The organism is Stenotrophomonas sp. YJH_SMC_25, from assembly GCF_059369595.1.
In genome coordinates, this window is the sequence record NZ_JCAFSV010000001.1 from 111,617 (window position 1) to 129,651 (window position 18,035).

The 18,035-nt window shown below is 67.3% G+C and carries 18 protein-coding genes; 8 read left to right on the forward strand and 10 right to left on the reverse strand.

Translation table 11 applies throughout. From position 1 onward, the window contains the following. Positions 1 to 91: 91 nt before the first annotated feature. From epmA to ligA, 3 genes are read right to left on the reverse strand one after another with little or no spacing between them, the layout of a single operon-like run. Positions 92 to 1,048 (reverse strand): EF-P lysine aminoacylase EpmA, encoded by a 957-nt coding sequence (gene epmA, locus AC5P7E_RS00585; protein ID WP_049453818.1) that lies wholly within the window; start codon positions 1,046 to 1,048, stop codon positions 92 to 94. Further along, on the reverse strand, positions 1,045 to 1,530 hold the full coding sequence (locus tag AC5P7E_RS00590; RefSeq protein ID WP_005413904.1) for a GNAT family N-acetyltransferase: 486 nt from the start codon (positions 1,528 to 1,530) through the stop codon (positions 1,045 to 1,047). Before AC5P7E_RS00590 ends, epmA begins: the two co-directional genes overlap by 4 nt. 49 nt (positions 1,531 to 1,579) lie before the next feature. Continuing rightward, the gene (ligA, locus tag AC5P7E_RS00595) at positions 1,580 to 4,051 is read right to left on the reverse strand and encodes an NAD-dependent DNA ligase LigA (protein ID WP_197596188.1); all 2,472 of its coding nucleotides are present in this window, start codon (positions 4,049 to 4,051) and stop codon (positions 1,580 to 1,582) included. A gap of 248 nt (positions 4,052 to 4,299) precedes the next feature. Here ligA and AC5P7E_RS00600 point away from each other — a divergent pair, with 248 nt between their 5' ends. Next, a complete protein-coding gene (locus AC5P7E_RS00600) occupies positions 4,300 to 5,424 on the forward strand; it encodes a pyridoxal phosphate-dependent aminotransferase (RefSeq protein ID WP_197596187.1) in 1,125 nt (374 codons plus the stop codon). A 95-nt stretch (positions 5,425 to 5,519) separates the two neighbouring features. Here AC5P7E_RS00600 and zipA read toward each other — a convergent pair whose 3' ends face one another. The 7 genes from zipA to AC5P7E_RS00635 form a co-directional block, all read right to left on the reverse strand. After that, positions 5,520 to 6,260: a cell division protein ZipA gene (zipA, locus tag AC5P7E_RS00605; RefSeq protein WP_005410225.1), complete on the reverse strand. Its 741-nt coding sequence runs from the start codon at positions 6,258 to 6,260 to the stop codon at positions 5,520 to 5,522. Between the two features lie 46 nt (positions 6,261 to 6,306). After that, positions 6,307 to 9,810: a chromosome segregation protein SMC gene (gene smc / locus AC5P7E_RS00610; RefSeq protein ID WP_114619074.1), complete on the reverse strand. Its 3,504-nt coding sequence runs from the start codon at positions 9,808 to 9,810 to the stop codon at positions 6,307 to 6,309. 258 nt (positions 9,811 to 10,068) lie between these two features. Next, positions 10,069 to 10,518, reverse strand: a complete 450-nt coding sequence (gene rplI / locus AC5P7E_RS00615; protein WP_005410227.1) for a 50S ribosomal protein L9 — start codon at positions 10,516 to 10,518, stop codon at positions 10,069 to 10,071. A 104-nt stretch (positions 10,519 to 10,622) separates the two neighbouring features. Further along, on the reverse strand, positions 10,623 to 10,853 hold the full coding sequence (gene rpsR, locus AC5P7E_RS00620) for a 30S ribosomal protein S18 (RefSeq protein WP_002804494.1): 231 nt from the start codon (positions 10,851 to 10,853) through the stop codon (positions 10,623 to 10,625). 11 nt (positions 10,854 to 10,864) lie between these two features. Continuing rightward, entirely contained in the window at positions 10,865 to 11,302 is a 438-nt protein-coding gene (gene rpsF, locus AC5P7E_RS00625) for a 30S ribosomal protein S6 (RefSeq protein WP_005410228.1), read from the reverse strand. Between the two features lie 246 nt (positions 11,303 to 11,548). Further along, a complete protein-coding gene (locus tag AC5P7E_RS00630; RefSeq protein ID WP_005410229.1) occupies positions 11,549 to 12,091 on the reverse strand; it encodes a CbrC family protein in 543 nt (180 codons plus the stop codon). Positions 12,092 to 12,157: 66 nt separating this feature from the next. After that, complete coding sequence (locus tag AC5P7E_RS00635) at positions 12,158 to 12,496, reverse strand: HesB/IscA family protein (protein WP_005410230.1); 339 nt, start codon at positions 12,494 to 12,496, stop codon at positions 12,158 to 12,160. Between the two features lie 128 nt (positions 12,497 to 12,624). On the opposite strand from AC5P7E_RS00635, the gene asnS reads away from it, so the two are divergent. From asnS to kynU, 7 genes are all read left to right on the forward strand, one after another. Continuing rightward, positions 12,625 to 14,019: an asparagine--tRNA ligase gene (asnS, locus tag AC5P7E_RS00640; RefSeq protein ID WP_005410231.1), complete on the forward strand. Its 1,395-nt coding sequence runs from the start codon at positions 12,625 to 12,627 to the stop codon at positions 14,017 to 14,019. Between the two features lie 30 nt (positions 14,020 to 14,049). Further along, positions 14,050 to 14,349 (forward strand): hypothetical protein, encoded by a 300-nt coding sequence (locus AC5P7E_RS00645; protein WP_005410232.1) that lies wholly within the window; start codon positions 14,050 to 14,052, stop codon positions 14,347 to 14,349. 7 nt (positions 14,350 to 14,356) lie between these two features. Next, entirely contained in the window at positions 14,357 to 14,671 is a 315-nt protein-coding gene (locus AC5P7E_RS00650; RefSeq protein ID WP_005410233.1) for a hypothetical protein, read from the forward strand. A gap of 7 nt (positions 14,672 to 14,678) precedes the next feature. Beyond that, positions 14,679 to 15,317: an FMN-binding negative transcriptional regulator gene (locus AC5P7E_RS00655; RefSeq protein ID WP_111117871.1), complete on the forward strand. Its 639-nt coding sequence runs from the start codon at positions 14,679 to 14,681 to the stop codon at positions 15,315 to 15,317. A gap of 74 nt (positions 15,318 to 15,391) precedes the next feature. Beyond that, complete coding sequence (can, locus tag AC5P7E_RS00660; RefSeq protein WP_005413910.1) at positions 15,392 to 16,054, forward strand: carbonate dehydratase; 663 nt, start codon at positions 15,392 to 15,394, stop codon at positions 16,052 to 16,054. A gap of 20 nt (positions 16,055 to 16,074) precedes the next feature. Next, positions 16,075 to 16,596, forward strand: a complete 522-nt coding sequence (locus AC5P7E_RS00665) for a 3-hydroxyanthranilate 3,4-dioxygenase (protein WP_005413911.1) — start codon at positions 16,075 to 16,077, stop codon at positions 16,594 to 16,596. A gap of 162 nt (positions 16,597 to 16,758) precedes the next feature. Continuing rightward, the gene (kynU, locus tag AC5P7E_RS00670; protein WP_005410237.1) at positions 16,759 to 18,033 is read left to right on the forward strand and encodes a kynureninase; all 1,275 of its coding nucleotides are present in this window, start codon (positions 16,759 to 16,761) and stop codon (positions 18,031 to 18,033) included. The last annotated feature ends 2 nt before the right edge of the window (positions 18,034 to 18,035 follow it).

Below are 18,035 nucleotides of genomic sequence, written 5' to 3' on the forward strand. Positions count from 1 at the left end.
CTGCCGTGATAAGAGCATCATCCTGCTTACCGAAGCAAGCGCGGAATCGCGGAATTCCGTTCAGTCTTTGACGTTCAGGAACGCAGGTCGCTCATGCGTGGGCAAAGTCGTAGGCCAGCACGTCGGCGATGCGCGGCGTGCGGTTCATCGCCATCAGGAGGCGATCGACCCCCACCGCCACGCCCGCGCACGCCGGCATCGATGGCAGCGCGGCCAGCAGCGCCTCGTCCAGCGCCGGCTGCACCTGGCCACGTTCATGGCGTCGCTGCAGGTCACGCTGGAAGCGCGCGCGCTGCTCGTGGGCGTCGTTCAGTTCGTGATAGCCGTTGGCCAGCTCCACCGCGCCCAGGTACAACTCGAAACGCTCGGCCAGGGGCGGTGTACCGGCACGGATGCGCGCAAGCGCCGCCTGGCTGGCCGGCCAGTCATGGACCACGGTCATCACTGCGTCATCAAACTGCGGCTGGATGCGATGGGTCATCAACAGGTCCAGCCAGTCGTCGCGGGTCAAACCGACCGGATCGATGTGCACATCACCCAGCGCGGCCCGCAATGCAGCCTCATCGGCCTTGAACGGGTCAACGCCCACATGCTGCTGGAACAGCTCGCGGTAGCTCAGCACGCGCAGGGTCGCACTGCGCCCGACCAGCGCCAGCGCCTGGCCGACCAGTTCGGCGGTCTCCTGCACCAGGCGATGATGATCCCAGCCAACCCGGTACCACTCCAGCATGGTGAATTCCGGGTTGTGGCGGCCGCCCGCCTCGCCATTGCGGAACACCCGGCCCAGTTCGTAACAGTCACCCACGCCCGCCGCCAACAGGCGCTTGAGCGGATACTCCGGCGAGGTGCGCAGCCAGCGGCGGCGTCCGCCGGCATCGACATGGCCGGTGAAATCGGTATGGAAGCTGTCGATGTTCGGCTCGGTGTTGCCGGCTACCGACAGGATCGGCGTTTCCACTTCCAGCACATCGCGTTCGGCGAAGAAGCGGCGGACCAGCGCATTGAGCGCGGCGCGCTGCTGCAGCGCGCGCAGCAGGGCCTCGCTCACAGGATGCCCTCCGGGCGCGGGTGGTCCAGCGGCAGGGTCAGCAGATCGCGGGTGTCATCAATGTAACCGCTCGCCAGATAGAGGCGACGGGCCAGCTCGTTGTGGTGGTTCACTTCCAGGCGCAGGCGGCTTACGCCGCGGCCCCGTGCCCGCTGTTCGCAGATGGCCAGCGCCTGCTTGCCGCGGCCGCGACCACGCGCACGATGGCTCAGGTACAGCTCGTCCAGCAGCATGAAGTGGCCGCCCTGCTCCAGGCTGAAGCCCATCGCGATCACTGCGTAGCCGACCACCTCGGCCGCCTCGTCCAGCCACAGCAGCACTTCGCCGTTGCGTGGGTCGGCCAGCAGCGCATCCACGCCGCGACGCACGCGCGCGTCGTCGAAGTCGATCCTGTCTTCGGCATAGAACTCGCGCATCAACGCGATCAACAGTTCTTCGTCGGCACGGGTGGCCAGGCGGAAATCCAGTGGGGCAGTCTGCATCGGTGTTCCTTTGTGCTTCATGCCGGGTGCCGGGCACCCGGCGGCGTCATCATTCGTGTTCGGCAAGATAGGCCAGCAGGCGGTCCTCATCCCACACCGGCACGCCCAGCGACTGTGCCTTGTCCAGCTTGGAGCCGGCCTCGGTACCGGCCACCACGAAGCTGGTCTTCTTCGACACACTGCCGGAGACCTTGGCACCCAGCGCTTCCAGGCGCTCCTTGGCGGCATCGCGTGTGAGCTGGGCCAGGGTGCCGGTCAGCACCACGGTCTGCCCATCCAGCGGACCCGCCACGATCTCGGCCAGCGCCGGCGCCTTGGCCAGGATCTCCCGCATCGCGTTCTCGGCGGCCAACAGCATCGCACCGTGGCCATCAGCGTCGAGCCATTCGGCCAGAGCGCGCGCGGTGTCATCGGGCAGGCCGGCGTTGACGAACTGGCCATGCTCGGCATCGAGCACCGCCTGTGCGCCGGGAAGCGCAGCCACCAGCTTTTCGGCGCGCAGACGGGTGATGCCGGGGATCTCCGACTCGACCAGCAACTGCGCCAGATCCAGCCCGTCGCGCAGCTTGGCACTGGGCGCATGCACGTCGCTGATACGCACCTGGCCGACCTGCAGCAGGTCATCGATGGCCTGCTGGTTGCCCTGCTGCTCGAAGAAGTGGCCAAGCGAACGCGCCACTTCGCCACCGATGTCCGGCACACGCTTGAACAGCGGCCACGGCAGGTGGCGGATCAGCTCCAGGTCACCGAACCACTGCGCCAGCGCCTTGGCCGTGCTCTCGCCCACGTGCTCGATGCCAAGCGCGAACAGCACGCGCTCCAGCGTGGCCGCACGGCTGGCGTCGATCGCTGCGATCAGGTTGTCGGCCCACTTGGTGGCGATCTTCTTCGTGTTCCATTCGAAGCTGGCCGGCTGCGCCAGCGCCTGCGCGCGCCAGCCTGGATCGTTGCCGTCCAGCTTGAGCACCGCATTGAGCACCGCACCACTGCCCTCGGCGGGAAGGTGCAGCTTCAGCGCCGCTGCCAGCGCCGACGGCTCCTCGGCGTCCAGCACCAGCTTCAGGTGCAGCAGCGTATCGCGGCTGAGCCGGTACAGGTCGGCCACGCTCTTGACGATGCCCGCGTCGACCAGGGTTTCGATGTACTTGTCGCCGAGACCATCGATGTCCATGGCGCGGCGCGAGGCGAAATGGGCAATGGCTTCCTTGCGCTGCGCCGGGCAGGACAGTTCGCCCGAACAACGCCACGCCGCCGCCCCCTCCTCACGCACGATCTCCGAGCCGCACACCGGGCAGCGCGTCGGCATCTGCCACGGCGTGGTGCCCTGCGGGCGGCGGTCGAGAATGACGCTGACCACCTCGGGAATCACGTCGCCAGCGCGGCGCACGATCACACTGTCGCCAACGCGCACATCGAGGCGCGCGATCTGGTCGGCATTGTGCAACGTGGCGTTGGACACGATCACGCCGGCCACAGCCACCGGCGCCAGTCGCGCGACCGGCGTGGCAGCACCGGTGCGGCCGATCTGGATCTCGATCGCCTCCACCGTGGTGCTCTGTTCCTGCGCAGGGAACTTGTGCGCGATGGCCCAGCGCGGCGCACGGGAGACGAAGCCCATCGCCTGCTGACCCGCACGGTCATCCAGCTTGTAGACCACGCCATCGATATCAAACGGCAGGCCGTCGCGGCGTTCACCGATAGTGCGGTAGTAACCGAGCAGGCCGTCGGTGCCCTCCACCACTTTGCACAGCTCACTGACCGGGAAGCCCCAGGCGCCGAGCTGGGCCAGGGTGCCCGAATGGGTGTCCGGCAGCTCGCCGCCCTGCACTTCGCCGGTGCCGTAGGCGAAGAAACTCAGCCTGCGCTGCGCACTGATCTTCGGGTCGAGCTGGCGCAGCGAACCGGCCGCCGCGTTGCGCGGATTGGCCAGCACCTTGCCGCCCTGCAGGCGCGCACGTTCGTTGTAGGCCTCGAAGTCGGCGCGGGCCATGTAGACCTCGCCGCGCACCTCCAGCACATCCGGCCAGTCCTTGCCGTGCAGGCGCTTGGGAATGTCACCGATTTCGCGCAGGTTGGCGGTCACGTCCTCGCCGGTACTGCCATCGCCACGGGTCGCGCCAAGCACGAAATGACCATCCTCGTAGCGCAGGCTGATCGCCAGGCCGTCCATCTTCGGCTCGGCCGAGAACCGCAGGCTGCGACGCCCCAGGCGCTCATCGATGCGACGCACGAAATCGGCCACTTCCTCGTCGCTGAAGGCATTGGACAGCGACAACATCGGTACCGCGTGGCGCACTTCCGGGAAGCGGCCAGAGGGGCGCGCACCGACCTGCTGGGTCGGGCTGTCGGCACGGGCCAGTTCCGGGTGCTCGCGCTCCAGCGCTTCCAGCTCGCGCACCATCCGGTCGTAGTCGACGTCGGGGATCTCCGGCGCGTCCAGCTCGTGATAGGCGCGGTTGGCCTGGGCGATCTGCCGGCGAAGGTCTTCGGCGCGTTCGGCGGGGCTGGGGCTCATCGGAATCCGGTGGTTCTGGGATGGCCGGGGATTCTACCGCGCCCAGCCGTCAGGCCCTGTAACGCCTCCGCCTTTGCAGCGTCGAGCGTGCTCGACGGGCACTCCCCGCTCCGGCAGGTGCCAACCTTCTCCCTCGTTCCGGCAGGTGCCAACCTTGGTTGGCACATCTGCATGGCGCGACGCCACAAAAAGCAGCTTGCCGCCCACCCTCGCCGGCGCTAGCGTGCGACGGTCTGCCCTTCGGAATCCTGCCCGTGACCCTGCCCGCTTCCCGTCGACGCTTCCTGCAACTGGCCGGAGCCGGCCTCGCCGTCGCCGGCAGCGGGCTGCCGCGGCCCGGCCATGCCCAACCCGCGACAGCCGTCGCCCCGGGCCCCGCCGAAGGTGCGGTGCTGCTGAATTTCAACGAATGCCCCTACGGCCCCTCGCCCGCAGCCCAGCAGGCGGCACGCGACAGCATCGCCGGTTGCGGCCGCTACCGTTTCGCACTGGCCGGTCAGGTGCGCGACGCCTTCATCGAACAGGCGCGCATTCCGGCCGATCACGTGCGGCTCTATCCGGGTTCCAGCGAACCGCTGAACCGTGCCGCCGTGCTGTGGACCGGCCCGCAGGCGGGACTGGTAGTCGCCGATCCGACCTTCGAGACGCTGGGCGAGGTCGCCGCCGCACACGGCGCATACGTGCAGAAGGTGCCGCTGCGCAACGATGGCGCACATGACCTGCGCGCGATGGTGGCCGCCGCACACGCGCGCTCGACCGGCCTGCTGTATGTGTGCAACCCGAACAACCCGACCGGCTCGATCAGCCCGCCGGATGAGCTCGCCTGGCTGCTGGCCCACAAGCCTGCGTCCACCCGCGTACTGGTCGACGAGGCCTACCTGCAGTACAGCGAGCAGCCGAGTCTGATCGCGCAGGTGGCGCAGCGCGATGACCTGATCGTGTTGCGCACGTTCTCCAAGCTTTATGGCATGGCCGGCCTGCGCCTGGGCGTGGCGGCCGCGCATCCCGACCGCCTGCGCGAACTGGCCAGCCTGGGCGACAACCCGCTACCCGTGCCAGCACTGGCCGCGGCACTGGCCAGCCTGCAGGATCCTCAGTTGATCGCGCAGCGGCGCCTGCAGAATGCCAAGGTGCGGCAGGCCACCATCGCGTGGCTGGGCAAGCGTGGTTTCAGCTGCGTGCCGTCGGAAGCGAACTGCTTCGTGGTGGATGTGCAGCGCGACGGTGCCGCCTTTGCCAAGGCGATGGCAGACAACGGCGTGATCATCGGCCGCAGCTGGCCGATCTGGCCGCAGCGCGTGCGCGTGACCGTCGGCACCGAGGACGAGATGGCCGCGTTCCGCGGGGCATTTGCCAAGGTCGCCGGCGTACCGGCCTGACCCTGTTGGTGGGGGCGAACCTTGGTTCGCCCCATCCACGCATGGCGTGGATCTACTGTTGTGGGTGCCGACCGCTGGTCGGCACACCAGGGCGCTCACCAGCGCGGGGTCTTGGTCAGCGGCGGCGCCTGGTGCTGGCGATCATAGGCACGCAGTTCGTCACGGATGTGCGCGATGCGCTGCCGGCCGAGAGCGTTGCGGCTGTCGTCCAGCACCACGCCGTCGAGCAGCTCGGCCATGCGCTGCACGGTGGGCAGCATCTTCTCCCAGGCATCCAGCGCGGTCAGCGGCGCCGGCAGGGTCAGGAAGAAGGCGATGGCCGGGGTCTCCATGGCGCGGATGTTGGCCATGTCGAAGCTGCCCGGCTTCATGATGCTGGCCATCGAGAAGATCGGGCCGCGCTCGGGGTGGCCTTCCACCAGGCGGTGGAACACGTTCATGTGGCCGAACACCAGGCCGGTCTTCTCCGCCGCCACCACGATGTCTTCGCCACGCAGCTGTTCGCCGGCGCGAGCGGCCACGAACAGCGACACGATCTTGTCGAAGTCCTGGGTGGCGCGCTTGCCAAGGTCGCTGGCCGCGCCGGCGTCGGTGTCGGCCAGGCCAAGCTCGGCCTGCTCGCCTTCCGAGCCCATGCCCGGCTCTACGCGGCCATCGGCCACAGTGACGCCATCATCGCCCAGCACCGGCTCGCGACGCTCGCCGCCGGTCGGTTCCGCGCTTTCCACGCGACGCCCCTGGGGCTTCTTCTTCGGACGGCCAAACAGGAAGATCGCAGCGATCAACAGCAGGCCGGCGGCCAGGATGCCGATGCGCAACAGTGCCGTGTCGGACATTCGATAGGTTCTCCGGCTAGTTCATTCAGGTAATTAGGATGGCACGTCAGGCCGCGCCCGCCAATCGTGCGGCTTCTTCCAGGTCCACGCTGACCAGGCGGCTGACGCCCGGTTCGCGCATGGTCACGCCCGACAGCTGGTGCGCAGCTTCCATCGTCGCCTTGTTGTGGCTGACGAACAGGAACTGCACCTTCTCGCTCATTTCCTTGACCATGTTGGCCAGGCGACCGACGTTGGCTTCATCCAGCGGTGCGTCCACCTCGTCCAGCAGGCAGAACGGTGCCGGATTCAACTGGAAGATGGCGAACACCAGCGCTACTGCGGTCATCGCCTTTTCGCCGCCGGACAGCAGCGAGATGCTGGACACGCGCTTGCCCGGCGGGCGCGCCATGATGGTCACGCCGGTGTCGAGCAGGTCTTCACCGGTCAATTCCAGGTAGGCGTGGCCGCCACCGAACAGGCGCGGGTACAGCGCCTGCACGCCGGCGTTGACACGGTCGAAAGTGTCCTTGAAGCGGCCGCGGGTCTCGCGGTCGATCTTGCGGATGGCATCTTCCAGGGTTTCCAGCGCTGTGGTCAGGTCGGCGTGCTGCGAATCCAGGTAGTCCGAGCGCTGCGAGGCCTCGCCGTACTCGTGAATCGCAGCCAGGTTGACCGGCTCCAGCCGGCGCATGCGGCCATCGATCTGGTGCACGGCCTGCTCCCAATCGCCCAGGCGGGCATCCTCGGGCAGTGCGTTGAGTACGTCCTGCAGCACGAACCCGGCCTTCTCCACCGCCGCCTGCAGGGTCTCCGCGCTGAGCACCAGCGCCTGCTGGTCCAGCTTGCGCTGCGAAATGCGCTCGCGCTGGGCCAGCGCCTGCTCGTCACGCTGGTGGCGGGTCTGTTCGTAGTTGCGCAGCTCGGCGTCGATGCCGTCCAGCAGCGTGCGCGCCTCGGTCAGCACGCGATCGGCGCGCACGCGCTCTTCCAGCGCGTTCTGGTGCTCGGCCTGCAGCGATTCGACCGGCGAATCGCCTTCATCCAGCTGCGAATGCAGTTCGCCCAGGCGCGAATCCAGCTGCCCGCGCTGGGTGCCCATGCGCTCCAGCGCCTGGCCCAACGAGGCCAGCTGCGCACGCTGCGATTCCAGGGTCAGGGCCAGCGAATGCGCGCGCTCGCGTACCGCACGGGCGGCGTCGCGAGCCAGGTCGCGCGCCTCGGTCAACTGGCGGCGCTCGCCCTCCAGCCGTTGCCGGGTCGATTCCAGGTCGCCCATGCTGCTGACCGCGTTCTCCAACCGCGAGCGCGCTTCACGCGCTTGTTCGTTGTTGGCTTCAATGGTTTCCTGCAGCTGCTTCAGCTCGCCTTCGATGCGATCGATGCGCGTGCGCGCTGCCTCCACCTTGCCCTGCTGGCCCTGCAGCTGGCCGGCCAGTTCGGACACCGCGCGATGGGCCTGGTACAGCGCACGCTGCGCGTCTTCGCGCTGCTGTTCGGCAGCCTGCAGCTGCTCTCGGAAGCCGGCCAGCTGTTCTTCCAGTTCGGCCTCGCGGTCCTGCAGCTGCTCGATCTGCTCACGCAGTTCCTGGATCTCACGTTCGCGCAGCAGCGCGCCCTGCGCGGCGGCACCGGAGCGCGATACGCGCAGCCAGCCCTGGCCCAGGCGCTCGCCACTCTGGGTGATGATCGAATCGCCTTCCGGAAGGCTGGCCTGCAGCACCTTGGCCGCGGACAGATCCCTGGCACCGTGCAGGTGCGCCAGCAGGCGCCGGATCGCTGCCGGGCCACGCACGCGTGCAGCCAGCGAGGTCGGCGCGACCTTCAGGTCCGCGCCATCGTTGGCGACCAGCGCAATGTGGCCCTCGCCCAGTTCGCCCAGCGCGTCGACCAGGCTGGCCGGGTCATCGACCAGCACGCCTTCGATCAACTGGCCGAGCGCGCTTTCCACCGCGTTTTCCCAACCGGCATCGACATCCAGGCGTTCGCCGACACGCGCCGCCGAGTCCAGCCCACGCGCCTTCAGCCAGGCCACGGCAGCACCCTGCTCCTGGCCCAGCGCGGCCTGCTGCAGGGTTTCCAGCGAAGCCAGGCGACCGCGCAGGCCATTGGCCTGCTTGCGCAGTTCGGCCAGTTCGTTCTGGCCATTGCGCTGCTGTTCCTGCACCGCCGCCACGCCCTGCTTGCGCAGCTCGACGTCTTCGCTCAGTTCATCCAGCGCGGTCTTCTGCGTGTCGTGCTGCAGGTGCAGCTGCTCGAAGGCTTCTTCCAGCGCATCCACGTCCAGCCCGGCGCGCTCGGCGGCCAGGGCTTCACGACGCCGGTCGGCATCGAGGATCTGCTTGTCCAGGTAGTCCACGCGCGTGCGCTCGACGTCGCCGGCGCGCGAGGCTTCCGAACTCTGCGAGGTGTGCTGTTCCCAGCGCTGCTGCCAGCTGGCCAGCCGGTCTTCAGCCTCGCGCAGGCTTTCCTGCTTTATCTCGTTTTCTTCCTGCAGTTCTTCCAGCTGCGGGGTGGCGGCCTCTACCGCCTCCCGCAGCACCCTCAGCTTGGCCTCGTCGCCACTGATGTGCTGCCCCAGTTCGGCCAGAGCCTGCTGGGTTTCGTCGCGCGCCTTGTGCAGGCGCTGCGACAGCTCGCGCTGGTGCTGGATCTGCTGCTCCAGGCGGGCCAGGGTGCTGCCGACCTGATAGACCGCCGCCTGCGCGGTGTTGAGCGCATCGGCGGCCTCTTCGCGACGCACTCGCGAGGTTTCGATGCGGGCCTCTGCGTCGCGCTGATCGGCGATCAGCTGCTGCAGCTTGGTCTCTTCCTGCGAGAGGCCTTCGCGCAGCTTCGACAGGCGCCCATCGAGGCCACGGAATTCCAGCGCCTTCCACTCGGCATCCTTGATCCGACGCTCTTCCTGCAGAGCCTGGTACTGCTCGGCCTGCCTGGCCTGGCGCTTGAGGTGTTCGAGCTGCTTGCTGATCTCGTCGCGCAGGTCACCCAGCCGGTCCAGGTTCTCACGGGTGTGGCGGATGCGGGTCTCGGTCTCCTTGCGGCGCTCCTTGTACTTGGAGATGCCGGCTGCCTCTTCCAGGTACACGCGCAGGTCTTCCGGGCGCGCCTCGATGATCTGGCTGATCATGCCCTGCTCGATGATCGAGTAGCTGCGCGGGCCCAGGCCGGTGCCGAGGAACAGATCGGTGATGTCGCGGCGACGGCACTTGGTGCCGTTGAGGTAATAGTTGCTGGTGCCGTCGCGGCTGACCGTGCGCTTGACCGAGATCTCGTTGAACGAGGCGTACTCGCCGGAAATCGTGTGGTCGGAGTTGTCGAAGATCAGCTCGACCGTGGCCTGCGACACCGGCTTGCGGGCATTGGACCCGGAGAAGATCACGTCGGTCAGCGAGTCGCCACGCAGGCGGCTGGCCGAACTCTCGCCCATGACCCAGCGCACGGCGTCGATGATGTTCGACTTGCCGCAGCCATTGGGCCCCACCACGCCGGTCATGTTGGTCGGCAGGTGCAGGGTGGTCGGATCGACGAACGACTTGAAGCCGGAGAGCTTGATCGTGGAAAGACGCATAGGGGTTCCGGACTGGGGCCGGCAAGCGGCCTGCGTTTACCCTCCAAGCCATTGATCCTGTTGGGATCGATGCCCGTGGAACGGGTGTGACGCCCTGAGTATACCGATGTGGACGTGTTCTACGAATGGGCGTGGAACATTGTCCACCCCCACCCCGTCGGACGGACCTGGCCCTACGCCGCGGAACGGCGCCAAAAACAAAACGGGCACCCTTGCGGGCGCCCGTTCTGCGGTGATGCCAGGCCTTGCGGCGTGGGATCAGGCTTCGGCGACGACGACGACCTTGACGGTGGTCTCGACGTCGGCGTGCAGGTGGACCAGCACGTCGTATTCGCCGATGTTGCGGAAGGCGCCTTCGCCCAGGATGACTTCGCTCTTTTCCAGCGGCAGGCCGGCGGCGGTGAAGGCCTCGGCGATGTCGCGCGGGCCAACCGAGCCGTACAGCTTGCCTTCGGTCGAAGCGTTGGCGGCGATGGTCACGCTCGCGCCTTCCAGCTTGGCCTTGCGGCCTTCGGCGTCAGCGTGGATGGCCTGGGCCTTGGCTTCGTATTCGGCGCGCTTGGCTTCGAACTCGGCCTTGTTGCTCTCGGTGGCCGGCACGGCCTTGCCCTGCGGCACGAGGAAGTTACGGCCGTAGCCCGGCTTCACGTCGACCAGGTCGCCCAGGTTGCCGAGGTTGGTGACTTTCTGCAGGAGGATCAGCTGCATGGTATTGCTCCAGATAAGTTATTCGTTAGCGAGGCGATGCCCCGCAACAAAGGCTGTCCGAATAGCTGGCACAGCGGGGGCGGCGCCGGGCCGCCCCGCCGGCATCAGACGTCGTGGTTGTCGGTATACGGGATCAGGGCCAGGAAGCGAGCGCGCTTGACGGCGGTCGCCAGCTGGCGCTGGTACTTCGACTTGGTACCGGTGACGCGGCTCGGCACGATCTTGCCGTTCTCGGTCAGGTACTGGCGCAGGGTGTTGAGATCCTTGTAGTCGATCTCCTTCACACCTTCAGCAGTGAACTTGCAGAACTTGCGGCGACGGAAGAACTTGGACATGGGAAGGCTCCTTAGGCGGCGGAAGCGGCGTCGTCGCCGGCTTCGTTGTCAGCGGTGTTGTTGGACTCGCCTTCTTCGTCGTCACGACGACGGCGCTCACCGCGCTCCGGCTTGTCACCCTTCTCGTCCTTGCTCTTCATGATCAGCGACTGCTCGGTGTCAGCCTCGTCACGCTTGATGACCAGGTTGCGCAGCACGGCGTCGTTGAAGCGGAAGCTCTCGGTCAGTTCGTTCAGAACGGCCTGGTCGGCTTCGATGTTCATCAGCACGTAGTGGGCCTTCACCAGGTTCTGGATCGGGTACGCCAGCTGGCGGCGGCCCCAGTCTTCCAGACGGTGGATGGTGCCGTTGCCGTTCTCGACCAGCGACTTGTAGCGCTCGATCATGGCCGGGACCTGCTCGCTCTGGTCCGGGTGGACCATGAACACGATTTCGTAATGACGACTCATGTTTTTTTCTACCTTTCGGATGTGGCCTTGCGGCCGGACAGCCCCCCGCCGTTGAGACCGCGGTGGGGCAAGGATTCCCGCCAGGGAGGCAGGAAGCCGCGCATTATGGCGCAGATGGGGATGCCGGGCAACCGGCGGGTCACAGGGCAACCTGAACCGGGGGCGCAGCCCCCATGCCGACCCAGGCTGGCCGCTACCGGAGCCCCGTACAGTCCAAGAATCCGCCTGCCAAGAATCCGCCTGGATTCACCCCAGGTCGACGTGAAGGCGGTGCTGGCCGCATTCCAGGCACTGGAACAGGCAGCCGACCATCATCCCGTCCCGGCTCAGGTGCGCCAGCACCCAGTCGGCGTCGCGTGGATTGACCTCCGCCACATCGGGCCGGACCTGGTCGAGGATGGGCAGCAGATCGTCGCTGCCGGCGAAACCGAGGAAGGCGCAGGGCCGTTCACAATGGCTCAGCCAGACCGATTGCTGCCAGGACGGGTAGCCCGGGGTGCGCTCGCAGATCTCCAGCAGCAGCTCACGGGCGATGCTCGGTGGCGGGTCGGCCGGGTCTGGCGAGACCCCTTCGATATCACTCCAGCCGGTGAATTCACCCTCGTAGCTGGCCGCCGCCCTGCCGTCGGCGATACACCAGGGGCAAAGGTAATCCGGACGCAGACGGGTGTAGAACGGCCCGCGGTAGCGCAGTGTGCGCGGCTGGCCGCAGCAGTCACAGATTCCGTCGACCTCTTCGAAGGAGAGGGCGTAGGCGTTGGGGTGATAGGTAAAAGCCGGTCGTTCCATCCGTGGGGTCCCTGCCGAGCCCCGCGTGCCGACCAAGGTCGGCAGCTACCGGGACGCGCCGGGCCGTCAGGCCTTGTCGGCGTCGGTGGTGAAGCTCTCGCCGCAGCCACACTCGGCGGTGGCATTGGGGTTGCTGAACGTGAAGGTCTCGCTCAGGCCGTGCTTGCCGAAGTCGATCACGGTGCCGTCCACCAGCGCCAGGCTCTTGGCGTCGACATAGATCTTCACGCCATCCTGCTCGAACACCGTATCGCCCTCGCGCTCGTCGCGTGCCAGGTCGGTGATGTGGCCCCAGCCGGAGCAACCGGTCTTGGTCACGCCGAAACGCAGGCCCAGCGCACCGGGGGTCTGGGCGACAAAGCGCTGCACGCGCTCGAAGGCAATGGGGGTCAGGCTGACGGCCATGGGGCTACTCCAGAGGTACGGGGACATTATAAGGAGCCGTTGCCGCGAAAAATGCCTCGCAAGCAGAACGCTGCAACCGGTAAACTCCCGTGTTCACAGATCGAGTCGATCAGCAGAGGATTCAAGTCATGACGGTGGTCAGCGTTGAACATGCGCTTGCCGGGAAGATCCCGGAAGGCGGCGAAGTCACGGTACGCGGATGGGTGCGCACGGTGCGCGGTTCAGCGAATCTGGCCTTCGTGAATGTGAGCGACGGCTCCTGCTTCGCCCCGATCCAGGTCGTGGCCGGCGACAGCCTGGCCAACTTCGACGAGATCAAGCGCCTGACCAGCGGCTGCTCGGTCATCGCCACCGGCACCCTGGTGAAGTCGCAGGGCAAGGGCCAGTCGTTCGAGATCCAGGCCAGTGCAGTGGAAGTGGTCGGCTGGGTCGAAGACCCGCTCACCTACCCGATCCAGCCCAAGCCGATGTCGCCGGAGTTCCTGCGCGAAGTGGCGCACCTGCGCCCGCGCACCAACCTGTTCGGCGCGGTCACCCGCATCCGCAACTGCCTGGCCCAGGCCGTGCACCGTTTCTTCCACGAGAACGGCTTCAACTGGATCAGCACCCCGATCATCACCACCTCCGACGCCGAAGGCGCCGGCCAGATGTTCCGCGTGTCCACCCTGGACATGGTGAACCTGCCGCGCGATGAGAAGGGCGCGATCGATTTCAGCCGCGACTTCTTCGGCAAGGAAACCTTCCTGACCGTGTCCGGCCAGCTGAACGTCGAGGCCTACTGCCTGGCGCTGAGCAAGGTCTACACCTTCGGCCCGACCTTCCGCGCCGAGAACAGCCACACCACCCGCCACCTGGCGGAGTTCTGGATGATCGAGCCGGAAATCGCCTTCGCCGACCTGGCCGAAGACGCACGCCTGGCCGAAGAGTTCCTGAAGTACCTGTTCCGTGCGGTGCTGAACGAGCGCAGCGACGACCTAGCCTTCATCGCCGAGCGCGTGGACAAGAACGCGATCACCAAGCTGGAAGACTTCATCAACGCACCGTTCGAGCGCATCGACTACACCGACGCGGTCAGCCTGCTGCAGAAGTCCGGCAGGAAGTTCGACTTCCCGGTCGAATGGGGCCTGGACCTGCAGACCGAGCACGAGCGCTGGCTGACCGAGGAACACGTCGGCCGCCCGGTGGTGGTGACCAACTATCCGGAGCACATCAAGGCCTTCTACATGCGCCTGAACGACGACGGCAAGACCGTTGCCGCGATGGACGTGCTGGCCCCTGGCATCGGCGAGATCATCGGCGGCAGCCAGCGCGAAGAGCGCCTGGACGTGCTGGACGCGCGCATGGCCCAGTTCGGCCTGGATCGCGAGCACTACAGCTGGTACCGCGATTTCCGCCGCTATGGCTCGGTGCCGCACGCCGGCTTCGGCCTGGGCTTCGAGCGCCTGGTGGTGTACGTCTGCGGGCTGTCCAACATCCGCGATGCGATCCCCTACCCGCGCGCCCCGGGCAGCGCGGACTTCTAAGCCCCATACGACCACGGAGGTACTGCCCCCATGACCCTGTTCTTCGCCCTCTGTTTCGTCGGCGTTGCAGTGGCCGGGTTCAGTGCCTTCGTGATCTTCTGGCCGCTGACCCTGGTGCACGTGCGCGACCGCCATCCGGCGCTCGCCGCGCGCTTCGGCAGCGGCGCCTTCCTCAAGCCCGATGCCCTGGCCTGGCTGCTGCGCCGCGACTATCGGCAGCAACCGGACCGCTCGCTGTCCGGGCTGGCGACACCGGCCTGGGTATCGCTGCTGACCCTGCTGGCCGGACTGGGCATGGCCGCCCTGCTCTGGCTGGCCTCGCTCTGGTAATACGCTCATGAACGACATCACCGCCTCGCGCGACAGCTGGTGGCTGGCCAGCCTCGGCAACACCCTGATCTGGGCGCGCCTGCGCGTTCGCCCGGCCGGCACCGCCGAAGTGCTCGACAGCGATGGCAACACGCTGAGCTACGACAGCGAAGACACCGCCCGTTCGCAGTTGTTCGACGCCGAGTTCGTCGAGTACGACGGCCTGGACGAGGAGGACGCACTGGTGCGCGGCTTCAGCCTGCACGAAGTGCAGCCGCCGCAGGCCGACAGCGACGAGGGTCTGCGTGGCCGCATGGTCCAGTCGCTGGGCGGGCGCGCCTGACCCCTGCATGTTCACCCCGCGCGCCTTCGCCGAGACCGACCTGCTCTGGCTGGACCGCCTGCTGGCACGCGACCCGTTCGTCACCGTGCTCACCCCCGGCAGCGATGGCCTGCCGGAGCTGACCCGGATGCCGGTGCTGTACCGGCGTGACGGCGACCAGATCGAACTGCGCGGCCACTGGGCCCGCGCCAACCCGCAGTCGCGCCACAGCGGCGCGGCCAAGGTACTGGTCGATGGCCCACACGGCTACGTCTCGGCCAGCTGGTATCCGGACAAGGAGCCCGCCGCGCGGGTACCCACCTGGAACTACGCCGCTGCCGAGCTGCGTGGCCAGCTGCAGACCTTCGACGACGCTGATGCGCTGGCCGAACTGGTCGGCGCGATCAGCGACCGCTTCGAAGCCAGCGTCGGCCAGGCCTGGCGGTTCGATGCCGCGCGCGCCGAACACGGCCCGGAGCTGCGCGCCATCGTCGGCTTCCGCTTCCAGGTGGAACACGTGCAGCTGAAGCTGAAACTCAGCCAGAACCATCCCGACGCCAACCGGCAGGCCGTGATCGCCGCACTGGAAGCGCTCGCCTCCCCGTCCTCCCATGAGCTGGCGCAGTGGATGCGCTGGCACCGTGAACAGTCCGCCTCCAGCGGCTGATCACCCCAGCTTCCCGCGACGGCGCGACCAGAACGGCCGCGCCTTGCCCCCACCCGACGCCAGGGATACCGCACATGAAAGACATCCACCGCCTGCTGCAGAACAACCGCGATTGGGCCGACCGCATCGCCAAGGAAGACCCTGAGTTCTTCCAGCAGCTGTCCAAGCAGCAGCATCCGGAATACCTGTGGATCGGCTGCTCCGACTCGCGGGTGCCGGCCAACCAGATCATCGGCATGGCCCCGGGTGAAGTGTTCGTGCACCGCAACGTCGCCAACGTGGTCGCGCACACCGACCTGAACTGCCTGAGCGTGGTGCAGTACGCGGTGGACCAGTTGAAGGTGAAGCACATCCTGATCGTCGGCCACTACGGCTGCGGCGGCGTGCACGCCTGCCTGCACAATACCCGCGTCGGCCTGGCCGACAACTGGCTGCGCCATGTCGGCGACGTGGTGCAGAAGCACCAGGGCATCCTCGATGCGATCGAGGATGACGAGCTGAAGCATGCCCGCCTGTGCGAACTGAACGTGATCGAGCAGGTCGCCAACCTGTGCCGTTCGACCATCGTCGAGGACGCCTGGGCGCGCGGGCAGAAGCTGATGGTGCACGGCTGGGTCTACAGCCTGAAGAACGGCCGGGTCAGCGAAATGGGCATCGATGTCGGTGGACCGGAAGAGCTGAAGCCAGCCTATGAAAAGGCACTGTCCTACGTGCCCCGCCAGGGCCGGCGCGACTGACCTCACTACGGACCACGACCATGCTCGCCTCGCCGATCAACCTGCACGCCTGGATCGAAGAAAACCGCCACCTGCTGAAGCCGCCGGTGGGCAACAAGATGATCGACAACGGCGACTTCATCGTGATGGTCGTGGGCGGGCCGAATTCGCGCACCGACTATCACTACGACGAAGGCCCGGAGTGGTTCTACCAGCTCGAGGGCGAGATGGTGCTGAAGGTGCAGGAGGACGGCGCGGTGCGCGACATCCCGATCCGCGCCGGCGAGATCTTCCTGCTGCCGGCCAGGGTGCCGCACTCGCCGCGGCGCCCGCCCGGCGGCATCGGCCTGGTGGTCGAGCGCAAGCGCCTGCCGCACGAGAAGGACGGCGTGATCTGGCACTGCGAACGCTGCAACCACAAGCTGCACGAAGAGTTCTTCCCGCTGCAGAACATCGAGACCGACCTGCCCAAGGTGTTTGCGCGCTATCACGCCAGCCTGGAGCTGCGTACCTGCAGCCAGTGCGGGCACGTGGATCCGCTGCCGGTGCCGGCGGCGGGCTGACGCCCACACCGGTAGGCGCCCACCCTGGTGGGCGCATGGATCCACGCGCGCCAGCCAAGGTTGGCCACTACCAGAAAACGCGGCGCTCGAAGCGTGGCCGCGTCTACCGGGCCATGCCCCAGGCGCTACACTGGCGGTCCCGTTGCAGCCTGTTGCCCGACCATGTCCGACCTGCTCAGCCGCACCCACGCCATTGCCCTGGACGCCGCCGATCCGCTGCGCCCGCTGCGTAACGAATTCCTGATTCCGCGCCATGGCGGTGGCGAGCAGACCTACTTCGTCGGCAACTCGCTGGGCCTGCAGCCGCGTGGCGCCCAGGCCGCGGTGCAGGAAGTGATGAAGCAATGGGGCGAGCTGGCGGTGGAAGGCCACTTCACCGGCCCGACGCAGTGGCTGTCCTACCACCGCCTGGTGAGCGCGCAGCTGGCCCGCGTGGTCGGTGCACTGCCCAGCGAAGTGGTGGCGATGAACACGCTGAGCGTGAACCTGCACCTGATGATGGTCAGCTTCTACCGACCGACCGCGCAGCGCCCGGTGATCCTGATGGAAGCCGGTGCGTTCCCGACCGACCGACACGCGGTCGAAGCGCAGATCCGTTTCCACGGGTTCGACCCGGCCGAGTGCCTGGTGGAAGTGCAACCGGACGAAGCCAACGGAACGATCTCGCTCACCGCGATCGAGCGCGCCATCGCCGAACACGGTCCGCGCCTTGCACTGGTGCTGTGGCCCGGCGTGCAGTACCGCACCGGCCAGGCCTTCGACCTCGATGCAATCACCCGTGCTGCCCGCCTGCAGGGCGCGCGCATCGGCTTCGACCTGGCGCACTCGGTCGGCAACCTGCCGCTGCGCCTGCATGACGTCGCACCCGATTTCGCCGTGTGGTGCCACTACAAATACCTCAACAGCGGCCCGGGTGCGGTGGCCGGCGCGTTCGTGCACGAGCGCCACCACCGCGACACCACGCTGCCGCGCTTTGCCGGCTGGTGGGGCCATGAGGAAGCCACCCGCTTCCAGATGGCACCGCAGTTCACCCCCGCCATCGGTGCCGAAGGCTGGCAGCTCAGCAATCCGCCGATCCTCGGCCTGGCGCCGCTGCGCGCGTCGCTGGACCTGTTCGAGCGCGCCGGCATGGAGGCACTGCGCAACAAGTCACTGGCGTTGACCGGCATGCTCGAAGCGCTTGTACGTGCACGCCTTTCCGGCGTGCTCGACATCATCACCCCGGCCGAGCCACAGCGCCGTGGCTGCCAGCTGTCATTGCGCGTGATCGGTGGGCGCGAGCGCGGCCGTGCGCTGTTCGAGCACCTGCGCGGCATCGGCGTGCTCGGCGACTGGCGCGAGCCGGACGTGATCCGCATCTCGCCCACCCCGCTCTACAACCGCTACCTGGACGTGCACCACTTCGTCGAGGAAGTGGAAGCCTGGGCCGGCCTCTGAGC